Source organism: Segatella copri, from assembly GCF_024330485.1.
GTDB classification, from domain to species: Bacteria; Bacteroidota; Bacteroidia; order Bacteroidales; family Bacteroidaceae; genus Prevotella; species Prevotella copri_L.
In genome coordinates this window covers 1-17,128 of record NZ_JANDWX010000024.1, presented here as the reverse complement: position 1 = coordinate 17,128, position 17,128 = coordinate 1, and the positions used below count along the sequence as shown (strand labels likewise).

General features: G+C 44.9%; 11 protein-coding genes and 1 pseudogene. 4 read left to right on the top strand and 8 right to left on the bottom strand.

Annotated features, from left to right (window positions below):
- The first annotated feature begins 416 nt into the window (after positions 1–416).
- From NNC77_RS12105 to NNC77_RS16725, 3 genes and pseudogenes are all read left to right on the top strand, one after another.
- Positions 417–701 (top strand): hypothetical protein, encoded by a 285-nt coding sequence (locus tag NNC77_RS12105; RefSeq protein ID WP_118153728.1) that lies wholly within the window; start codon positions 417–419, stop codon positions 699–701.
- Positions 702–1,330: 629 nt separating this feature from the next.
- Positions 1,331–2,078 (top strand): annotated as a pseudogene (locus NNC77_RS12100) (Abi family protein).
- 89 nt (positions 2,079–2,167) lie between these two features.
- Positions 2,168–2,335 carry a topoisomerase DNA-binding C4 zinc finger domain-containing protein gene (locus tag NNC77_RS16725; protein ID WP_118153756.1) on the top strand — a complete coding sequence of 56 codons (168 nt, stop codon included), beginning with the start codon at positions 2,168–2,170 and terminating at the stop codon, positions 2,333–2,335.
- A 516-nt stretch (positions 2,336–2,851) separates the two neighbouring features.
- Here the strand turns inward: NNC77_RS16725 and NNC77_RS12090 are convergent.
- The 8 genes from NNC77_RS12090 to NNC77_RS12055 form a co-directional block, all read right to left on the bottom strand.
- Positions 2,852–7,708 carry a hypothetical protein gene (locus NNC77_RS12090; RefSeq protein WP_254971174.1) on the bottom strand — a complete coding sequence of 1,619 codons (4,857 nt, stop codon included), beginning with the start codon at positions 7,706–7,708 and terminating at the stop codon, positions 2,852–2,854.
- 51 nt (positions 7,709–7,759) lie between these two features.
- Positions 7,760–9,226, bottom strand: a complete 1,467-nt coding sequence (locus NNC77_RS12085; RefSeq protein ID WP_254971175.1) for a hypothetical protein — start codon at positions 9,224–9,226, stop codon at positions 7,760–7,762.
- A gap of 34 nt (positions 9,227–9,260) precedes the next feature.
- A complete protein-coding gene (locus tag NNC77_RS12080) occupies positions 9,261–10,562 on the bottom strand; it encodes a hypothetical protein (protein ID WP_254971177.1) in 1,302 nt (433 codons plus the stop codon).
- 203 nt (positions 10,563–10,765) lie between these two features.
- Positions 10,766–12,094, bottom strand: coding sequence for a hypothetical protein (locus NNC77_RS12075; protein WP_254971178.1), 1,329 nt, complete (start codon positions 12,092–12,094; stop codon positions 10,766–10,768).
- Positions 12,095–12,142: 48 nt separating this feature from the next.
- Positions 12,143–13,054 carry a hypothetical protein gene (locus NNC77_RS12070; protein ID WP_254971179.1) on the bottom strand — a complete coding sequence of 304 codons (912 nt, stop codon included), beginning with the start codon at positions 13,052–13,054 and terminating at the stop codon, positions 12,143–12,145.
- Positions 13,055–13,064: 10 nt separating this feature from the next.
- Positions 13,065–14,432, bottom strand: coding sequence for a DUF4139 domain-containing protein (locus NNC77_RS12065; RefSeq protein ID WP_254971180.1), 1,368 nt, complete (start codon positions 14,430–14,432; stop codon positions 13,065–13,067).
- Positions 14,433–14,477: 45 nt separating this feature from the next.
- Positions 14,478–15,011: a DUF3575 domain-containing protein gene (locus tag NNC77_RS12060; RefSeq protein ID WP_254971182.1), complete on the bottom strand. Its 534-nt coding sequence runs from the start codon at positions 15,009–15,011 to the stop codon at positions 14,478–14,480.
- A gap of 436 nt (positions 15,012–15,447) precedes the next feature.
- Positions 15,448–15,933: a hypothetical protein gene (locus NNC77_RS12055; protein ID WP_118153704.1), complete on the bottom strand. Its 486-nt coding sequence runs from the start codon at positions 15,931–15,933 to the stop codon at positions 15,448–15,450.
- Positions 15,934–16,358: 425 nt separating this feature from the next.
- Between NNC77_RS12055 and NNC77_RS12050 the strand changes: the two genes are divergently transcribed.
- The gene (locus NNC77_RS12050) at positions 16,359–17,081 is read left to right on the top strand and encodes a BT4734/BF3469 family protein (RefSeq protein WP_254971185.1); all 723 of its coding nucleotides are present in this window, start codon (positions 16,359–16,361) and stop codon (positions 17,079–17,081) included.
- The last annotated feature ends 47 nt before the right edge of the window (positions 17,082–17,128 follow it).

Below are 17,128 nucleotides of genomic sequence, written 5' to 3'. Positions count from 1 at the left end.
CTGCCAAGTGGCTTGATTACAGAATCCAAGGCTCATGAAAAGGGTTTGATAGAAGGCCGTGCACTACACTATACTACATCGCTAAAAGTTGCCAAAATGACTAAGCAGACAGGACACTATACAAAAGAAAATGGTCTTGCAGAAAATAGTATCCAAAAGTTATTGTTGCAATTGGCTCATAATGCAGGAAGTACGGGATTCAAACGTTAAGACGTTTATGAGGGACTACAACATGTTTTTCCATCAAGTTTAACTCTGGACGAAAAGAATCCGAATAATCGGATACCATTTCATCTTTCTTATATTTTTCGCGCACTTATAAACATTTTCTCAATTTTTATCAGAAAACTCTTGCAGGTATGAAAATAAAATTGTAACTTTGCTGATGCAATAGAAATATTAATAACATTGGGATTATGAAGCAGGTAGAAGAAAGATATATCAGTTTTGAAGCCAGCAAGATGGCATATCGTGATATCAAGAATTCGATTGATACCGCCAAGCGAGAAGGTAAAGAAGAGGGCCTGGCTGAAGGCATGGAGAAGGGGCTGGCTGAAGGCATGAAAAAAGGCATGGAGAAGGGCATGAACAAGCGAAGCCTTGAGATTGCCAGAAAGATGCTGGCAAATGGTATGGATGCTGCCACGGTGATGGAAATAACAGGATTGTCGGAGAGTCAGTTACAGCAGCTGAAAGGATAAGTTATTCAAAAGTGTACGAGTTCGTACACAATTTGAATTGGACACATATTAGGTGACTGTTGTCTGTGGTTTTTAATATTGATATCAATGTTCTGAGCCCATAGCTCATGTAGACGGTACCGCTTCCTGCGCTGTATCAGAAACCATGGTCATCGCAAAATTCGGTGATAATGCCATCAAGGTTGCCGTAAAATAAACTTCGTAGATTCTAAAATATAAAGAGTTTGGTGCCCAGGAATTGGTGCGTCAAACTCTTTTTTGAATGGTAATTCCCATTTCTTCTTTCTTGTTTTGTAAGCAGAACATGGTTTTACAGCTCGTTTTTATACTATTAAACATAAATATTCACTTTTGCGAGATTTTTCTTGCGGAAAATTTTGTGATTTCAATAATTATTCGTATCTTTGCAGCGTCAGTCCTCGCCAAGCCTCTTAACAATGCTCAAATCGTGCGAGGCGTTTTTTATTTATACACATTTGAATATGGCAAATCTTGTACCTTTTACAAAACGATTTGAATCTTCAGAAAATCTCGTTAATTTGCTTGAATCACGAGGTTTACAGATTTATGATAGGAACAAAGCCATACAGTACATTGACAATATTGGTTATTACAGATTGTCTGCTTATATGTATCCTTTGTTGAAGATGCCCAAGACAGCACATTTATACAAGGAAGGTTCATCCTTCAAGAAAGTGATGATGCTTTATCGTTTTGATAAGAAACTGAGACTACTCATGTTCAATGAGATAGAAAAGATTGAAATTGCTATCAGACGGGCAGTAATGCAAATAACAGCAGATATGACGGGCAATCCTTTTTGGCTTACTGACTCTTCTTATTTCTTGGATAGTTCCAGATTTAATGAAACAATGCGGGCTATATCCAAGGAATACAGCAAATCCAAGGAGGAGTTTGTTCTTCATTTCAAGCGAACCTATTCTGAGCCATATCCACCATCGTGGATTTTAGGCGAGTTGCTTACTATTGGAAATGTCAATGCTATTTATCGTAACATCAAACAAAATCTCATACGCAAACGCATAGCTAGGTTTGCCTATCAATGTGTTTGAGTCATGGCTTACAGTTATTGCTGTTACTCGAAATGCCTGTGGTCATCATTCAAGAGTATGGAACAAACAGAATGCTATTCAGCCAGCGATTCCAAATAGTCCTGAAAGAGAATGGATAACGCAACCAACAGATTCCATGCGTGCTTACTTCGATCTGTGCATCATCAAGTACTTTCTTAATGTTATATCCCCCAATAATGATATGCAATCTAAAATAACATGGTTGTTCATTCGGTTTCCCGAAATTGACTTAAAAGCTCTCGGCTTTCCGCAGGGATGGCAAATGGAACCATTATGGAGGTAATTTCAAGTAAAATAGTCTTTTTGCCCCGATATATAAAACTATAGGCTTATGGTACATGTCGGTATTACACATTAGCAGATAAGGAAGAAATTAGACAGCACAAGCAGAATGTTAAAGATAGGCAATATAGAGCAAAGAGTTTAATAAGGCAAGGTGTTTGCCCACAATGTGGTGGTCAGTTAGTTTTACGCAATGGAAGATATGGCTCTTTTTATGGGTGTTCGAACTTTCCTAAATGCAAGTTTACACTAAATTAATGAGTGGGTAGTATATTAAGTTACACCCTCTTATGCTGTTTCCGAGTCTTTGGTTATCGCCAAGGTGGGTAAGGATTCTATCAAGATGGCGATGAAATAAGGATTGTGCATCGCTCTGCACCTACCGTAAATTTATAAAAGTAAGGGGAAGAAGGCGAGTAACGTAAATTGCTCACTTTTTCCCCTATTTTGTATACTTTTCTGAGAATCATTAAAAAAATCGTATACATTGTGAAAATTAAGTATTTTCACGACTCTTGCATATGTCGAAAATAAAGAGTAATTTAGCACTCAAAATTAAATGTACTGAGTCCACTTGAAAAAGTCCTGAATCATATTTTTGTCTTTGTAACTTATTGACAATCAATGACACGTTTCGTAAAAATGACTTTTTCAAGTGGACTCAATATATGATTCTTTGAATCTTTTGATTTTCAAATAAAAATCCCTGCCAGCTTTCACAAGCTGGCAGGGATAATTATAAGTAAAAGATGTAATTCGCTATTCTGATTTCACTTAGAAAATCATCTTATAGTCCTTGCTGCTACCATCTGTCAATTCTATGTGTATGATTTGAATGCCTGTGGCTATGCTCGCCTTTAAACACCTTGAACCATTTCCCTGTACCCTGCTGATGATTCTGCCATTCAGGTCTATGACCTTGACACTCTTGAGCAGACCGCAGGCAGATTGCACGAGGACAGAAGAACCTTCCTGAACAATACTGATGCGCTGATCAGTATCGACAGATGTCACATCTGTACTTCCATAACGGCTTCTGATAACAAATCTGCCTAACGAGGTCTCGGCATCCGCAATAATGAGAGGAGAATCAAGTGAATAATCGGCACCCGAAAGCATATCATGGAGAACATATCCGCTCATATCAACACCCTGAATAGGTTTTACCTCGATACGGATGCTATCCTTTTGCGACAGATAGATTCCTAAAGATGTAGCGCCAGTCATCGGAAGGATATCGTAAGCCTGACTCTGCTGAATACCAAATACCTTCAAAGGTGACTTCACTTCACTATCCAGAAGAGTTGGAACCCATACAGAGTTCTTGAAAGAAGAACCGGCAGAAACATCATAAGCAGTTTCTGAATTCTCCATCACCAGCATAGCTGCTGATTTGCTTCGCGTCTTCAGGCTTTCCACACACACTTTCAGTCCCTTGGCTTCAGCAGGTTTACTTTCCTCAGTAGCCTTCTTGCTTCCACCAATCATTTCTGGGGTGAGCAGCAGGGTGATTTCCGTACTCGGCTTATCATTTGTGGTAACATAGAATGCCTGCATTGGGGCGATGGTGGTGGCATTGCCCGTAGAAGCGACCTTGCTTACTGTCTGCTCTTCCATATCTCCTAATTCATTCTCTACTTCCACCTTCACACTGCTCACGTTCTCATTCACCTCCAGGAACTTCTTGATATTCAGGCGGCTCATGAATGGGTTGCCCAGCACGAAGGTCTGCGTAGGAATATCCGATTTCAGCGTAATATAATACTCGCTCTGCCCCACGAACACCGTGCGGTTCTCCGTCACTTCCTTGCCTTCCGACAGATACTTATATTCCATCGTCAAGTCGCCCTCCTGCGGAGAATCCGGTTCGTAGATGAAACGGTTTATCTTATCTGCATCTTTCGTCACTGTTTCACTAGCCACTTTCTCCTGATCGTAATCCACGAAGTAACTATATTCTTTATGCGCCTTAGGCAGGCGGATACAGAACTTATTGGTAGCCGGCAGATTGCCGTTGTCTATCCACATAGAGAAGCCTTCACCCATGCCGTAAGGCTTAGCCACGGCATTGAAGTTGTGCGACCAGGTGGCCTCTTTCACGGCGAGCGTTTTATCATCCGTCAAAACCGGATTTCCCTTGCTGTCTAGCGAATAAATCTTACCCGGATGCGCAGCCGCCCAGAGGCGCTGGTAGATGCTCGGGTTGAAGCGCTGTTCCTTCCAGTTTCCTTCGTTCAGATCCTCGAAGTATTTCGCCTTCGTGGTGTCGGCAGGCATGAACATATCGCCCGTGTACATCTGCTTGAGTGGTGCACTCAGCAGATAGTAATGGTTCGGCTTCTGCTCCAGTTCTACCCATGCCTTGCGATAGTTGAGCGATGGCACGTTATCCACCGCCGAACGGGGTTCGAAGAAGATGTCCTTGCAGCAGTAGTCGGCTGGCTTCACTGGCGTGCCCAGCATTGGGAAGTTATCGGCATCCGACGAAATGATGGCGTTGGTGCAGCAGTAAGGCGAACCGTCGCTCCAGTTGTCCCACTTGTTCCATTCATTGGTAGATGCACTCGGAAGCCATCGGGTCTGTAATGGATGAACCTGATATACTACTGAAGAGAGTGGCCTCCCGCTGCCGTCGAAGAAACTGAGCTGATATTCGCCCGGCTTCTTGGTGATATAAGAATATTTTATATTGTTCTTGGTGTCTGATGTAGAATGCAGAGACACGATGCCATTATCTCCCGCATTCTTATCACCGAAGTAAAGATGATAATCTACTCCGGTCAATCCGGTAGCAGTTACGACAATCGTATCTCCTACGCATACATTGTTGACAACGATATCGTCTACACCATCTACGCACGACTTGTCGTCCTTACAGTCAGGAATACCATCATTATCAATATCACCACGTGTCACGAGTCCGTATAATTTCTGCACATCCAATGCGCCTACAATTTTGGCTAAAGTTAATCGCACCTCGTCATACGCTTTCTTTGGCTGAAAGAAGAGGATATTCTTATCGCCATAACCCGCTACATCAGCGGAAATCACCTTCCAGTCGGTAAATTTATCTCCCGTAGAATTACCGTCTTTGAAGGTTTCTACCGTTAGCCAGTCTCCTACATCTACGGCTGCCAGGAAAGTCTTGTTGTCAATGACAATTCCCAACTGATGATGATAGTCGAGTGTTCTACCCATCTTTACGGCGAATGTTTGACCAACTCCCAGACTTACCGTATTGGCAACCGCCATATAGGTATTCAAGTCATCATCCACCAGATAACCTAAGTTATCATCTACAGTAGCCACACTCACCGCTCCGCCAAATTTGGTTTCATTAGCATTGATGGTAGTATGTGAATGATTATGCGACATCACCAGACTGCTACATGCAAGTGGCGAAGAACAGTCATCGGCAGCCTCCTCAATAAAGGCATAGTAGATACGGAGTTTAGAACCGCCCAGATTGAGTACACCCGAATTCCAGAGTTGGAACTCATCCATCTGAATCTGTTTGTCTTTGCTGTCGTAGGATGGAACTTCGATAGAATATCTTATCTTTTGCAGCTTGTCTGAACCTGCAATATCTGCACTAATCGCATTGTTCTCATCTATCAGATGGCGATATACTTCCTTGCCTTGGTTATAGCAGCGTATCTGCAGGAATTGCAGGGCATGCAAATTGATTACTGTAGCATCAGCCTCTACCACAAAACCAATGCGCTTAGGTTGAGCTCTCTTGACGGCATCCGGCTCTGATTCACCTTCGTGTCGGTCGGTAGCATCGTATATCAGTTGACCATCCTTGCGGTGAATTCCGATGATGCAGAGGTTATCGGCAAGACTCAAGCCACCTATATATTCGGCATATTTATCATATTCACCTTTGATAATATTGTCTCTATCCTTGAGTTCAGAGACAGAAAGCAGCGAGCCGGATGTTTCGTGAATCTTAGGCGATACCTCGTAGAAATCTTCACCCAGTTTGTTGACAAGTGGTTTGCCACAAGTTGTATTTCCATCATTAAAACCACCTACGGTAATGGTGGTTTCATCATAACATCCGTCCTGAGCCGTGGCCCTGAAGGTATATTTACCAGGTTCCAGATTGGTAACTTGACCATCAGAGGTAACCTTTACTGGTGTGGTGGCAAGAATATCGTTATTTTTCAAATCCCATGCATTCACCAGACTCCATGTTACGCTTACTTTCGGATTAGAACGGAGAGTAAACGAAGTCTGCGATTGGCAGACATTGCTGCTGATGGTAGGATTGATGGGGCACCGGTGGGATACATCTGGAGCCATTCTTACGAATCCATAGTGGATGCCAATGGCGCCTGCATCAACTCCGAGAACCGTAAGGAATCTGATTTCGCATCCTGAAAACGGCACCTTTGCCTTGATGCTCACCGTTCCGTCGCCAATCTGCACCAGCGAGAGGTGGAGCACCTGGGCAGAAATCGTTTCTTCCTGCACCTTGTTTCCCTTGTGGTCGAAGAGCAGCACGTTGACCCATGTTCCTGCATTGAGGCTCAGCAGGGCATCCATCTTGTATTTGAAGCCAGCCTCCATGCCAGCCTCGAATGCTTCGCCTTGCGGGTTCTTGTTGTTCTGCATCATAAACTTGGCTCCGCCCTGGTAACCTATGTCAAGAAGAGGGACGATGGTGGCGAAATTGTCCAGATCATCATCTGTCATCTTCTTTATATCGCCGTCCAGGAAAGGCAGGGGGATGCCGAGGATAATAGGGCGCCAGCCTTTCATCTCTTTGAGCGCTACCTGCTTGTCGTCTTTGAAATATTCGTTGTATTTTTTGATGCCTCCATCGGTGATGGTAAACTCCGTAGATTCGCCCACGAAGGCATATTTGATTTTCAGAATATTCGCCACTTCTGCCTGAATGCCGCCCGAGCAGTCGAGAGTGATTTCATCAAAGAGCCAGTCGCTTTCTGCCGTCAGCATGGCGCAGATGTTGTCGGAACCCGGTATCTGGAGCAGCTTCAGCGTTACTCCCGAACCATTCTGTCCTTCCCTTACCGCCTTCACACCCTTCAGTTTGCCGTCGCGATAGAATCCGATGGAGAATGCCTTGATTACATCGAGGCTCAGCACGCTGCTACCCGAACCAGCCACGATGGTAAAGCCTGCCACCGTTCCCTTGGAATAGTAATTATCCATATCTTTTACACTTACTATCGGGTCTACGGTTACCCCTGCTCGTACCACGGAGTTCACCTGTGCATAGTTGTCGAGTGAATCGTCGGTAAGGGCGCCCATATCCTTTGCCCAGCTGCCTACGCCTACCACACCAATCAATTTGTTAATGGTGCACGATTCGCCCGTAAGGGCACGGCGGTTGCGCAGTTCACGGAATGTCATGTTGTAATATTTGGGGTCATTGTTGAACTCCACAAAATGGTCTTGGTGCTTGTCGGCTGGCAGATCATCCCAGTTGTTGGTCCAGATGGGTTTCTTGCAGTTCTTGAACGAGTCTCTAACGGCAGCACTCTCGAAATAGGGACTGGTGTTGTCATCCTGAGGTTGTGCCGCCTGGATAGAGGCGGGCACAACCATCAGGAATGCCAACAAAAATGATATGAAAGTTTTATATATAAAATGCAGTTTCATTGTCTGTTTGATTTTAAAACATAGCATAACGTCTTGATAATTCTCTTGATCTTATTCGAGCAAATGTCTGGAGTCTGTAAGTGTCTTTTGCTCATCGTATGTGAAGACATATTTATGGTTTCGTCTCAGATAGAAGAGGTTGCTTACTCCATCTACCACGATAACGCACGTGGCTGCTTCAGAAGACATCATATCCTTTGCCTTTATCTGATAGTTGTGGGCGTGAGGATAGGCTTTGAGGCCTATTCTCACGGCAAGATGGGTCTTGCCTGGCAGCACAAATGCCTTGAGCACCACTTCCTTGCCTTCACCCGGAAATTGGGCATAGGCAATGGCGGTATAGGTGCCTCCCTTTTTTGAATAGTTATTGATAGGTTCCCCACCCTGCTTAAAACCGTCGTAGCTGGTAAGAGGCATCTGGGTAAGCACGGTGTCGGCAAGTAGGCAATACCATTGCGTCTGCGCTGTAATGCTGTAATGGGCGGCATGAGTGATATGAACCTCCACTTCTGCCATGCCTCTATAGAGTGTTCCTACAAGCGGCGTAGGGGTGTTGTTTCCCAGATTTTCCTTCTGGTAATCAGCAGAAGAGATGATTGGATTTTGGGTATCATCCCCCTGCTGGTAGAGGGTGCCATAGAAGAGCTGCGGCACCGTGATGAGCTGGCGGCTCAAGCAATCTACATTATTTAGTGTGAGAACTATTTTTTTTAGATAGTCAAGCCAGTTGTTGGGGGTGTCGGTTTTGCCATCATCATTGACCAGGTAACTCGCAAACGTGGCCTTGAACTCCTGAAATGTAGTACCTTTTTTTAAATTGAGCATTTCCGTGGTAACCACATTGTTTTCCTCATACTGCGGATAGGGCGATTTCTCCTGGCTATTGTAAGCGAGGGCAATGATGCGATATTCGTAGCCCCTGCTGATGCCGAATTTGCCCTTTACCACATAGTGCTTGTGGGGCTTTCCCGAAAGATAATCGTCTTCATTGACGTCTTCTACCGTGGGTTTCCCAGTAATCACTTTGTCGTTGGTAGGGTCGTACTCGAAGCCCTGGATATCGTTGACTGCGGCATCATAGGTTGCAGTATTTTCTCCTTTGTTCTGAACTCTTCGGCGAAAAGCTATCAGCCTTACGGCATTGACTTTGTCGGTCTCGGCATATCCGTAGTCCTCACCTATTGTGCCCGACGAGGAAGAGGATCCTGCACCAGGAGGGGCTACACGGGTGTTTCTGCCATCTTGCTTGGCATTGCCATCGCTGCCGCTTAATCCGCCCAGAGTGATGGTGAAGGGAACTGTCGTAATCTCATCTTCGTTTTCCGAAGGCTGATTCATGCCTGCATCTCCATTGCTGCCATCTGGATAGGGTGGCTGATCGGCATCGCTGCTGCATCCCGCGGCTAGTGCGAGGAGGAAGCAAACCCCTACCGCCATGCCTATCCTGATGGTGTTCATCTTGATGGCGTTCATCTTGATGGAGCTTATCTTATAGATGCTAAATCTTGATTTCTGCATATTCTATTTCCGTTTTTATGCTGTTTTGTAACGTTTATTCTGTTTCAAATTCATGTCTTTTTTCGAAGGCTGGTTCTATCTCAACCTTCACGTCGGTCATCACCGGCTCGTAATACTCCTTCAGGTCGTATGGCTGGTTCACGGTCTTGCTCTTGGCTCCCAGGCAATACAGGTGGTTTGCCTCGATAGGGAACTTGAACTTGTCGCCAGTGGTTGTAGATTTCCTGATGTTGTCGTACCTGTGGTGCTTGCCATCCGTGTAATGCAGATAGAAGGTGGTCTCGTTCTCTGCCGAGTTCTTGCTTTTCTGCATTTTTCCCTCTGGTGTAGGCATCATGAAGTTGCTTATCATGTAGCTGTTTGCCTTCCATCCTTTCTGGGAGTCTTCAGCTCGCTTGAATATGTTCTCTGTAGCATCTACGGTCCATCCGTTTGAGGGGGTGAGGTCGATGGTGCCCAACGTCTGATAAGTCAACGGTTCAGCATCTGCCGGTGCCTGCTTCTGCCTTATCAGCGTTTCGGTGGTGATGCCGGTGGCTACAACGGATAGAGAGGTGGGCCTGAAGGTAACGGTACTCACGTCTCCTGCTGCATTCGACTCCACCTGTGCCGGGATGTTTTCTACGTAAATCATCAGACCGGCCACGTTACGGCTGGCGGTCAGCGTGCGGTGGAAGTATTTCGTCTCTTCCGTTACGAGAACGGGGGCTTCCTCGTGTGTCTTCTCGTCTTGCAGGATGCCACTAAACAGCTCTGTGGTATTGAGGATACCGAGTTTGGCGCTGTTTTTTGCCTCCTCGGTGAGGGCGATTCTTGCGTCCTCCAGTTTCGTTTCTTTTTCAGTGAATTTGGGTTCTGTAAGTACTTTGTTCGTTGCGTATTTGTCATCTCTGCCTATGGCTAGAAACTGGTAGTAGTAGCCGTTCTGCAGATAGGGTTTGATGGTGTATAGATGCTGCTCGGGCATGTTCTGGTGCTCGGCAGAATAGTAGGGTTCTTTATTGTTGAATGCGTCAACGGAATAGTAACCATTCTTGGCTGCTTCCGGTCCAATAGGGGTGCAATAGGTATATGCTTCTTCTGAGGTGCCCTTCTTTTCTTCGGGGCATCTGAAGACGTAGATTCTCATATCATTCACCTGCTGTGCTCCATCCCATGTATCAAGTTCTCGTGAGCCGTTAACGACACCTGCGCTTACACCCACTCTCATGTTCAACTTCACGGCATGCGAGCCGTCGGCGAGGGTATCAGGCACATCATTACTTGCGCTGCAGCTCATTAGGAGACTGGCAGCGAGGATTATATTTAAACTGTTTTTTATAGATTTTCTCATCATATTCGTCTATTCGATTTCAATGTTTGCCTATTCGATTTCAATGTTCGCCTATTCGATTTGAATGGGAATTACGTATAAAATGAATGATAAATTAAATATTGTGATGTTGGGATAGTAAGGGATGCGAGTGCCTATAGCGGGCACTGTGCATCCCTTGGATATATTTTTCTTAATACTGCCTATATTATGAGCACGTAGTAAGATTAATCACCCAGCTCCATCTTGTGGATAGCCTCCCAGTTGTCGTTCACCTTCAAGATGAGGTTCTGAGATTTGCTCAAGTCTTCTGGCTCGTCAGTACCTGGCTTTGGTTTGTCTGGATCTGGATCAGTTGGCTTTGGATCAGGATTACTTGGATCTGGTGTTGTGCCATTTGAAGTCTTCACACCCAAGTTGTACATGTGGTTACGAACCACGTTGAAGATAGAAGCACTTGCGTCTGTAGCTCCATTTGCTTTATTCGAATTTAAATCTGATGCTGGGATAGAAACGGTCCAAGTCTTGATGATATTGTTATCAGCATCCAAGAGCTGAAGCTCCATGGTGTTCTTACCCTCTGTGTATTTAAATGGAATGACGAAGTTGCTTCCGAATACAGAACCCTTCACAACCTGAGTATTTACACCATCAGGGTGTTTCCAGTTGGTATCTTCAGCATTCAGCACACCGTCACTGTTCTGATCACCACCAGGGAACCATGTATTCAAATTGATAGAGTAGAGCACATAACCATCCTCTTTGTTATTGAACTTTGCATCTGCAGTAGCAGCACTTGCAGATTTAGAACCATTAACATAATACTTGATAGTGCTGGTTGCTGCATCTGTGAATGAGCTGTTGAAGTTGTTGAAAGTCAACATATCATTCTTATCTCTTACTACGAGACGAAGGATTGCGGCTGCTTTGCCATTCACACTTGCAGGAATGTTCTGGAAATAACCGAAGCTACCAGCTACCTGACGATGCAAGGTTACTGCTACGCCATTCTCCTCACCAGAAGTAAGGTTGGTGATCTTCTTGTCATCTCCGATTTTAAGATCTGCATCACCAGCGAATACTTCCTCTGCTTCTTTTTTGCCTGCCTTCAAGGTTGCAGTAATGTCATTGTAAGTAAGGCCAACTGCACTTGTTGCATTCAAAGAATACTCGTAGTCACTTTCATTGCTGTAACCTACAGCCATAACCTTGTAGTTACCTTTCTCCAGTCTATCATTACCCTTGAAAGTAAGAGTAAACTGGCGTCCATGTCCATGATTGTTATAAGTAGTACTCTTTGTCCAGTCCTGCGTTGCGTCTTTGACAATCTCCTTCGTATCTGCGTTGTAAATTACGACGCGAACATTCTGGATAGTCTGCAAAGCCTCTGAAGAATACAATGGGCGGCCTGCACGTGTTGTCAAGCCATCACCGCTACTTGCTACCTGCAATACAATCTGCTGTACTGCCTCGTTCTGACCCTCTGTGCTAACCACAGCGTCGTCACTGCTACATGCGCTGAACAGCAAGCTGCTTGCTGCAAGCGCAAAAAACATACCTTTTTTCATAAATTATAAATTTAAAAATTGAGTATAAATTAATTATCAATCCAATATCATGCCGTGAATTTCCTCCCAGTTGTCGTTCACCTTCATATAGATGGTGAAGCGATTGCGGTCGGAATCGTACACATATTTCAGCACCGTAATCTTGTTGCGCTCCATGCTTACCTTCACGTCATCAGGCGTCAACACAGATGAACTGCTGCCTGCACCTTCGCTACTATTCTTATAGAAATTGACATCCACCACTGACTCATCCTTCTGGAAAGAAGGAGCCAGGAAAATAGAGGTCTTGGTCTTGGCGCCAGCTTCAATTTCCGATTCATGAAAGACGCTGGTCTCTTCAGAATATAGGAAACTTGGATTTACTATTCCATAGAGATCGCTTACTTCAGTATCCATCACATGATACCCGACAGGAAGATTCTCTGTCCATATAACCAGTTTTCCCTTGGTGCGCTCCATCTCGCTGGTATAGCAATAATGGTTTTCATCATAGACGAGGGTATCGCAAACCTGATAAACATCATCGCCCTGACTGTGCTCCGGATGTAGCAACAGTTCGTTTTTATCCAGATTGAGTTCGCCTCGCTTCCTCATACCTCCCCATACCGTAAAGACGTATTTTCCGAAAGGCATATCGGGGTCGAAGCTTACAGGATAAGTTAATCCATCACCTTCTACTTCGAAACCTTTTTCTTCTACGACAACCTGCTGAGTGCCGTCGTCGTTGAGTCGGCTCAGACGATAGGATAGAGTCGGGATGAATGATCTAAATGGCTGTTTTTCACCTCGTTTCTCTTCGGGTGCAGTCTGGTCGACATTGAAATAATTCTTGTCTTTCACCTCGATGTTGATACTCAGAGGAGGACATTGGTCCAGATTTTCACGAACGCACGAGGTGAATGACATAGCCAGTGCCATACCATATATGATAAATTCTAATCTTGTCATACGCTGTAATTTATTCTGTGAGTGCCTTCTGGCTGATCAGAGCCTCTTCTACCTTCTGGCGGTTCAATATCTCTTCAGCCACATCCATCTTGCCTTCTTTCTCGAGTAGGATGGCAAGATTGTTGGCAGCAATCTTCGACATAGGGTAATATTTCAAAGTCGTCTCATATACCTGCTTCTGCTTTTCTGCGCTCTCTGCAATCTGTGCCACATGCAGGAACTCATCTTCGCTGAAGGCATCTGGGCGGAGCTCGTACATCTGCAGCATTTCTTCATCGGTGGTGAAGTTCTTGATGATGTATGTGTAGGTGTATTCCACGCTACGGCTCTTCTGCAGATACTTCTTCTTGATGCTGTTCCAGATAGGCAGGCGGCGGATATAGCGTTCCTGCACATCATCGTTGAAGTTGGCATATCGGGTCAGGATGTTCTTCACCAACGTGCTGTCGGCATCGCCGGCGGCCACCATCGCATCCAATACCGGCTGCCATCCTTCAGGGCGTGAACCGATACGGGCTATCTTCTTCACCTTGTCGCCATTCTCTATGTGCGCAAGCAGCCACTTCAGGGCTGAGTTGGCACGGTTGCGGGAAAGTGGGGTGTTAAACTTCAGCGGGCCGTCGGCTGACGCCAGACCATAGATGCCCAAAGAAGTGAGGGTAGCGAGGCTGTCGCTGAGCACTGGAGCTATATCGCTCAACATGTGGTCGAGCTCAGCCTGGTTGTTGCTCATCTTGAGATTGATATCATATTTATTGATAGCAAACTCAAGTCGTGCCACGCCCTTTCCTTCTCTTATCTTCGGCTTGATCTCGAAGGTATGCTTCATCCAGTTGAGATGCAGTTGCTTCTTGATTTCCGGACGGAACACATCGGCTATCTTGGTATGGCTGATGGCACGGCATTCGCCGCATCCGTCGGCAGAAGCCACTGCCACGAGGCTTCCCTTATGGAAGTTGGCAGGCAGGGTGATGGTGTCGTTATATAACACGGATAAATCTACTTTTGTGTTGGTAACTCTCTGTGCAATAGAATCGTATGGATCAGCAATGCTGTCGAGCACCCATTTACGTTCCATCTTCCTGCTGTAGATTGGCGCATCCAGCACTATAGGCTTGTATTTAGCCACGATGCTGTCGCTGTCTGTCAATACGGGTATTACGAAGAGACGGCTTCTCTTCGAGAAATAATGCTTCGGGATATGAACCTGAAGGTTGAGTGCAGCCTGATTGCTGCTATCTGGCAGAAGCATAAAGGAATCGGGAGTACATGTAATCTTTTTATCACTTACAATGTTCTGTTTGCTGCATGAAGACATAGTCGTCAGAAGAGCCAAGCCTACACCAGCTATAGCCAGATATACTATTTTGAGTTTCATTCTATCATCCATAATATTCTTTGTGATTAAATGATGCACTTTTTTTTAAAAGATATAGACTAATGATAGTGCAGCCTTGGTAGGACCGATATAGTTCTCGTTCTTCTTTTCCTGGCACTTGATGCAGGGCAAGTTAGGGCTTTGCTTGTACCAGAGGTGGGCGTATCCCACACCGATGGCTGCCTCCAGATTCCAGTGAGGGGATAGAATCCAGTCGTAACCGTATGTTACGCCTCCGCCAGCCAAGTAGCCATCGTAGAGCTTGCTGCCAAAACCTCCGTAGAATTGAGCACCATGCAGGTGGATACCAACAAAATGTCCTTCGTACTTTTCGCACAGCCAGTATTTCATTTCTGGCTGCACCAAGAGAAGGTGCATCTTCTTGTCTTCCCTGAATGTCCAGGGGTTGTATGCAACATCTGCTTCCAGGGTTACCTGGTTGCTGATTGCCTTTTCTACGCCCATATTGAGTGTGGTTGTCGCCCAGTAGAGTCCGTTCGTCTTCAGGGCGAAATCTTGTGAGTAACCTACTGTCTTAATTCCCAAAATAAAAAACAGCAAAACTGCTATCCTTTTCATTTATCACTTACTATTTAACTATTTGTCCTGAATATTACTGTTGCTTTGTTGTTAACCAATATAAACCTATTATGACTTATTAAATGGTCCTCAACATTATGTCAACTAATCCCCTTGTATATTACTTGGAGACTGATTTCTGGTTGCAAAAGTATATAATTCATGTAGATTCTGCAAATCACCCCCATTTAAACATGTTTTAACATAAATAAATGTATTTTTAGCTAAATGACAGTTAAATTGAGGTGACGAGTGGATAAGGGACGGATGTTATCACAGAAGCAGTAGGTAGTGAACCTACTTATCAGATGGCGGTAGAGGAAGTGGCTTTTAATTATTAATAAGTTACAAAGGAAAAAAGCACCCCCTTCCAGCCAGTTTTCACCAGCAGGAAGGCGGCGCCTTAATGGTTCTGATTCAATCTAAAAAAGTGAAATCAGTATTTTCCTATCTCATCCTGGGCTTTCTTCAAAGCGCGGATTCTTTCCTCCTTCTCTACTCGCTTCTTCACTTCCTTCTCTATCATGTCCTCTAAGATCTGGTCGAGAGGACGGGAGAAAGGATGCCAACCGTAATCGGCGTTCTCCTTCGTGTGACAGAACAACACCGTGCCAATACCCATCCATACCTTCAGGCGAACCTCCTCGCTAGCATAATGGGTGAAAATCCAATTGGTAAAACGAACAAACTCGGAGAGCAACATATGCTCGCCCTTGTTCAAATGAGTAAAGAAACTGCGAGTCAGATGAAACGCTTTCTTGATGTCACTCTTCTTCAACACCCAGGCACGCATGCCTTCGGTCAACTCATGATAAGTCGCCTTCTCTGAATAAATGTGCTTGGCAGACTTCACTAACCGGTTTGACAACTTGTCGAAACGCTGCTCAGCAGTCTTCGACGAAATCTCAGCCGCGAGCTTCAACTTCTCATCGGCAGAAAGAAGGAATTTCTTTTTTCCATTCCTAAAACTTTTAAATTAAATTAACAATTAAATTATTTATTTTTACCACAATGTGGTAATTTTCGATTTCTCTATCGCCCTTTTGTCGTATCTTTGCTGACAGTTACCGATTGGTGAACAGCGGGGTGAACACTTGCCCCAAGCATTCACCTTTTCGGCTCAGGGGTGAACCCTAGTAAAAAGAACTTTGTATATACAGCGCATGCTAGAAATATAAGAGTCTCTATTATAATGGGTTATATAGTGTTTTTAACACATTATTAACGCTAAAGGTTGGCATCGGGGTTCACCCTTCACCGACTTCATCGCCAAGTGTTCACCCACACTCTTTCTTAGAGAATGTTGCAAACAAGAAAATAGTATAAATAACAGACAATTTTAATCAAATGGAAAAAGAATCAAACACCAACTGTATGTATGAGGCAGCTACGATGCCATCGTACTTCCCTTGTATCAAATCTTCGGAGAGCCATCCACTCGCCGACTGGTTGTATCTCAAGAGCGTGATTACCTCTAGCCCTGAGCTACGAATGATGACTGAGACTTACCGCAAGCGTCTCGCCATCAGCAAGCAGTTTGCCGACCAGTACAAGCCTGAGATGCCTGCCATCACGGTTTCGGCACTCATGAACGGCTACGGCAGACAACTTGCCGACTTCCTCAAACCTACCTACATGTTACAGCTCGACTTCGACCATGTGAAGAAGGAAGATATGGAGCAGCTTATCCAACTGGTGAGAGGCGACAGTCATACGATGGTAGAGTATATCACCGTGAGCGGCAGGGGATTCAGAGTATTCTGCGCCTACCGTCCTGTAGATGACGACGACATCAGCGTGCTCGAACTCTTCGATGCCGTGCTGCAGAAGGCGATGGCTTACTACACCCAGCTCCTGGGTATCGCTCCCGACAAGCAGTGTGTAGACATCACCCGATGCGCCGGTCTTGCCTACGACCCGGATGCCTATTTCCGTTGGGATGCCGAGCCTTTTGCCTTGGGACCGAAGGATCTGAACCCCCTCTACACGAAGAAGGCAGGCTCTTCGCAAATTTTGGTGCATAATGCCCAACTGCAGAATTCTTTAAGAAAGTTTTATATAAAATGTTAGCGATTGTCCGACAAAAAATGTAAGTTTATTAGTGTTCAAAAAATAAG